Here is a 4,614-nt window from a genome sequence, read left to right as displayed (position 1 = left end):
AATTGGTCTACACCTAACATATGAAATTATAGAAGAACCCGCTTGATAAAACAAATACTAATCATGAAAATGCCACAAAAAATTTGTGGCATTTTCATTGACATAATCTTTTTTCAACAAAGTGAAAAGAGCTAACATAGACTGTTAGCTCTTTTAAGCTCAAACTTACAATTACTATCGGATTATTGTTTTGTTGATTGTCTGAACTCGATTCGATGTGGGAGCTCTACGATATGGTTATCGACTTCTTCTTTATTCATGTACTTCGTTAGTAACCTCATTGCAACTGCACCAATATCATATGTTGGTTGTACAACTGTTGTTAGCTGTGGACGTACCATTGTTGAAAGTCTTGTATTATCAAATCCCACAACTTCAAAATCATTTGGTATTGAGTAATTTCGGTCTTGTGCACCATGTATAACACCTAATGCCATTTCGTCAGTACCAACGAAGATTGCTGTTGGCTTTTCAGTGAGTTCTTCAATTTTTTCAAACGCTTCAATACCTGAATCGTAAGAGTAATCACCTTCGATAACAAGTTCCTCTTCAAATGGAATACCTGCATCCTCTAATGCACGCTTATACCCGACAGACTTTTTCAAGCGATTAACAGGCTCTTCAGCTGGTCCTTCAACATAAGCGATTCTTTTGTGTCCCTTTTCAATAAGCATTGAGATAACATCATAAGCAGATTGTTCATAATTAATGTTTACTGAAGGAGTTGATTCTGATAAATCAACTGATGCTGCTAATACAATTGGAACTGGCGAACGCTTAAATTGCTCTACTAGCTCTTCAGTAACATTTCCGCTCATAAAAACAATTCCATCTACTTGCTTACCAAGCATTGTATTTAAAAGATGCAGCTCTTTATCCTTGTTTTGGTCAGAGTTACTTAAAATGATATTGTATTTATACATCGTTGCAATATCTTCAATCCCTCGCGCAAGCTCAGAATAAAAGATACTTGAAATATCGGGAATAATTACGCCAACAGTTGTTGTTTTTTTACTTGCAAGCCCTCGAGCTACTGCATTTGGACGATAGCCCAATCGCTCAATTGCATCAAGAACCTTTTTTCTTGTTGTCGGTTTTACATTTGGATTACCATTAACTACGCGAGAAACAGTAGCCATGGATACACTTGCCTCACGGGCAACATCATATATTGTTACGCTTGACATTTAAAAACACTCCTTCTATTACTGAAAACGTTTAGTTTAAATTTCGCTATAATTATATGTAGAAAATTGTTTTCTTTTGTAAAATAGCCATATTTAAGCACATTCTATGTACTCAATCATACGATACTCTGAAATCGTCTGCAATAAGTTTCAGTTCATTTTTTCGTAGTTATCATCGATTGTTCGTTTTTTCACATATTTTTTTGATGAAGGTTTACCAATATTGTCATTATCTAGGATTTAGATTCAATTCTTGCTATATCACTGTATTGAAAAAATCTATATTTTTATTTTTACCTTAAATAAAAAAATTATGAATAAAAACTGGAATAAAGAACAAAAGCGCTGGAGCTGGATGTCGTGCGCTTATCCACAGTTCAAGAATTTTATAGTTCCCTAAAGGATAAAAAGGTTGACTCACATGTCAGTATTCTCCTTGAACAATGTAGAATTTGGTTTAAAAAACCAGCTACATTTCGTTCATTTTCGGAGGTCCTGATGAGTCAACCTTTTTACCTTTTATGGAGTTTTATGCGTCTACCTTCACTAAAGGCTTTAATTCAGTAATAAATGTGTCAAATTGATCAAAATTCATTTGTTGAGCTGAATCGGATAATGCAACTGCTGGATCCGGATGTACCTCAGCCATTACACCATCAGCACCGATAGCTAAAGCTGCCTTAGCTGTTGGTATGAGTAAATCTCTTCTACCTGTTGAGTGTGTTACATCAACAAATACTGGTAAGTGTGTTTCTTGTTTTAAGATTGGAACTGCTGAAATATCTAATGTATTTCTTGTTGCTCGCTCATAAGTACGAATACCGCGCTCGCAAAGAATGATTTGGTCATTTCCTTGTGAAATAATGTATTCAGCCGCATTGATGAATTCATCGATCGTTGCTGCTAATCCACGTTTTAATAACACTGGTTTGCGAACCGCGCCTGCTGCTTTTAATAATTCAAAGTTTTGCATATTACGTGCACCAATTTGAATGATGTCAACATACTCTAAAGCTGTTTCGATGTCTGCTGGATTTACGATTTCACTAATAATCGCTAGACCGTACTCATCGCCCACTCTTCTCAAAATCTTCAGACCTTCAAGACCAAGTCCTTGGAAGTCATATGGACTCGTACGTGGTTTAAAGGCACCCCCACGAAGAATTTTAACCCCTTGTTTAACCGCTTGCTCAGCAACTGCAGCAGTTTGCTCATAGCTCTCAACCGCACAAGGACCAATGATAAACGATTGGTTTCCATCACCAATTCTTACGCCGTTAACTTCTACAATCGTATTTTCAGGTTTTTTCTTACGTGATACAAGCAATGCTTTACTATGATCATCCTCTTGCAATTCTAAACCTGCTTTAAATATTTCCTTAAAAATATGTTGCAATGTTGAATCTAAGAATGGTCCATCGTTAACTTCTTTTATCTTATTTAACATATTTCGTTCGCGAACAGGATCATAACGATTAACACCTTGTGCTTCCTTCGTTTTACCAATCTCCTGCACAACTCTTCCACGCTCATTGATTAACTTTAAAATCTGTAGATTAATCTCATCTGCTCTCTCTCTTAAAGCTTCTAATTCTGTCCCTTTACTCATCTCTCTCATCCTTTCACACAGCATTGTCAAAAATTATTAAAACCACTTCGTATTGTAACTTCCCAAGGAAAATCTTGTTTTCTTAAATATTCTAAGAAATATGATACAATCTTTATAATTATCTGTTATTATAAACGATAAATTTGGTATTGTCATTAAAAACTTTAACATTTAAACGCTTTTAAGCTTTTAAGTGTTAAAGTGAATATTTATACTCTTATGTCTAAAAAAGGTAGCTGACCTACTTTATTAAGCAGGTCAGCTACCTCTTCGTCTTTCTTAACCAATTGCCTCCAAATGCTTCCGTAAAATAACGTTATGGCGAATTAGATTAAGAATTTGTCTTCACTCTGTCTTCTGAGCTAACTTGGTCATTGGTTTGTGGTTGCTCATTGTTTACATCCGATTCAACAGCATGAGCTGCTTCCACAATTGCAGTCGGTAGCTCCGCTTGTGCTTCTTTTGGAGTGACTGGTGTTTCCCCGGAAATTTGTTCCAACGCGTCAGCTACTTCTGCTTCTATCACATCACGTTGCTCATTCGTGGTGTTCGTTAAATCACGCACCTTGTTCATGATTTGTGATGATTGCTCAGATACAACTTGTGAAAGAGAGACTGTTTTCTCTTTTGCAACGTTTGCTAAGCCAGCACTTTTTTCTAGGGTCTGACTAGTAAACTTTTCTGTCCGGCCCTTCACAATACTTGCTTGTTGTCCTAGATCATCACGTATTTCTTTTCCGGACTTAGGTGCTAAGAATAAAGCTGTTGCTGCACCAATCAGCCCCCCAACAAGAGAACCTACGATAAAATCCTTACTATTATTTTTACCCATCATTACTACCTCCCGTATCGATTAATAGACAATCTAACCGTCATATTTTTTCACTCTTCTGCTTCCATTTTGCCCATATTTCCATTGCAGCATTACTCCATTGAACAACTTGATTAACTTTATCTTGATTTTGTTCAAGATTCGTTGAAACAGACGTAGTAACTTTTTGTACTGACTGATTTAGCTTTTGAATTGTCGTACCAACATCTTGAACTGATTCCACAACCGTATTAAGTTTTTCTGACTTATGTTGAATATCTTCTGCAAGTTCATTTGTTTTATGTAATAATCGTGTCGTTTCAGTCGTAATGCCTTCCATTTGCTTCTCTAGGCCAGATAATGTGTCTGCAACATTCGTTAAAGTTCCTTGCAAAGCTTTTAGCGTTTTTGCTAGATAAACAACCAAAATAGTAAATGCAATCGCTATTAGCGCAACACTTAAATATAATATTATTATCAACCTCTACACCTCCTATGCCTTTACTGCATAAATATTTTTTATTATTTATTATAAACATAAAAGGTGTATAATAGCTAAATTCTCCATCATTATTGAAAATCCCTTTGTCTTTTTTTGTTTATTTATGAATAAAAAACAAGATAATACGTTTCTTTTTGCGAATTCGGTTAAAATAGGGAAGATTCATTTTGAAAGATCCACGTATGAAAACAACTCAAGTGTACAAAGATGTCGTGGTTTTGTTTTCCATTTATCAGAAGCTCTGGAGTATTCTCAAGAGAGAAACAACATTGCTATATAGAACAAAAAAGAAGTAAAAAATCTTGTTTACTTCTTTTTTATCTATTGGCTCTGTTACATAATAGTATTGATATTTTATTAATAAAGAAAAAGGACCTAATTTGATATTATCCCCTACAAGTAGACAGTGAAAAAAAGACCATTTTACAAGATGGTGTTACACTTAACTTGGAGGGGATTTTTCATGGGGAAAACAGGAAGAACGAATCAGATATATACAGAAGAT

At 35.2% G+C, this 4,614-nt stretch carries 4 protein-coding genes; all 4 read right to left on the bottom strand.

Going from position 1 to position 4,614, the window contains the following annotated elements; translation table 11 throughout:
* Positions 1–182: 182 nt before the first annotated feature.
* The 4 genes from ccpA to K9V48_RS27035 all read right to left on the bottom strand — a co-directional run bounded on the left by ccpA (position 183) and on the right by K9V48_RS27035 (position 4,088).
* Complete coding sequence (gene ccpA / locus K9V48_RS27050) at positions 183–1,187, bottom strand: catabolite control protein A (protein WP_224142173.1); 1,005 nt, start codon at positions 1,185–1,187, stop codon at positions 183–185.
* Between the two features lie 529 nt (positions 1,188–1,716).
* Complete coding sequence (locus K9V48_RS27045) at positions 1,717–2,796, bottom strand: bifunctional 3-deoxy-7-phosphoheptulonate synthase/chorismate mutase (protein WP_285870906.1); 1,080 nt, start codon at positions 2,794–2,796, stop codon at positions 1,717–1,719.
* A 331-nt stretch (positions 2,797–3,127) separates the two neighbouring features.
* On the bottom strand, positions 3,128–3,628 hold the full coding sequence (locus tag K9V48_RS27040; RefSeq protein ID WP_224142171.1) for a YtxH domain-containing protein: 501 nt from the start codon (positions 3,626–3,628) through the stop codon (positions 3,128–3,130).
* A 40-nt stretch (positions 3,629–3,668) separates the two neighbouring features.
* Positions 3,669–4,088, bottom strand: coding sequence for a DUF948 domain-containing protein (locus K9V48_RS27035; RefSeq protein WP_224142170.1), 420 nt, complete (start codon positions 4,086–4,088; stop codon positions 3,669–3,671).
* Between the last annotated feature and the right edge of the window lie 526 nt (positions 4,089–4,614).

The sequence above is a fragment of the Metabacillus rhizolycopersici genome (genome assembly GCF_020075705.1).
Note: the sequence above shows the minus strand (reverse complement) of the source record. Positions and strands in the feature narration are given on the sequence as shown.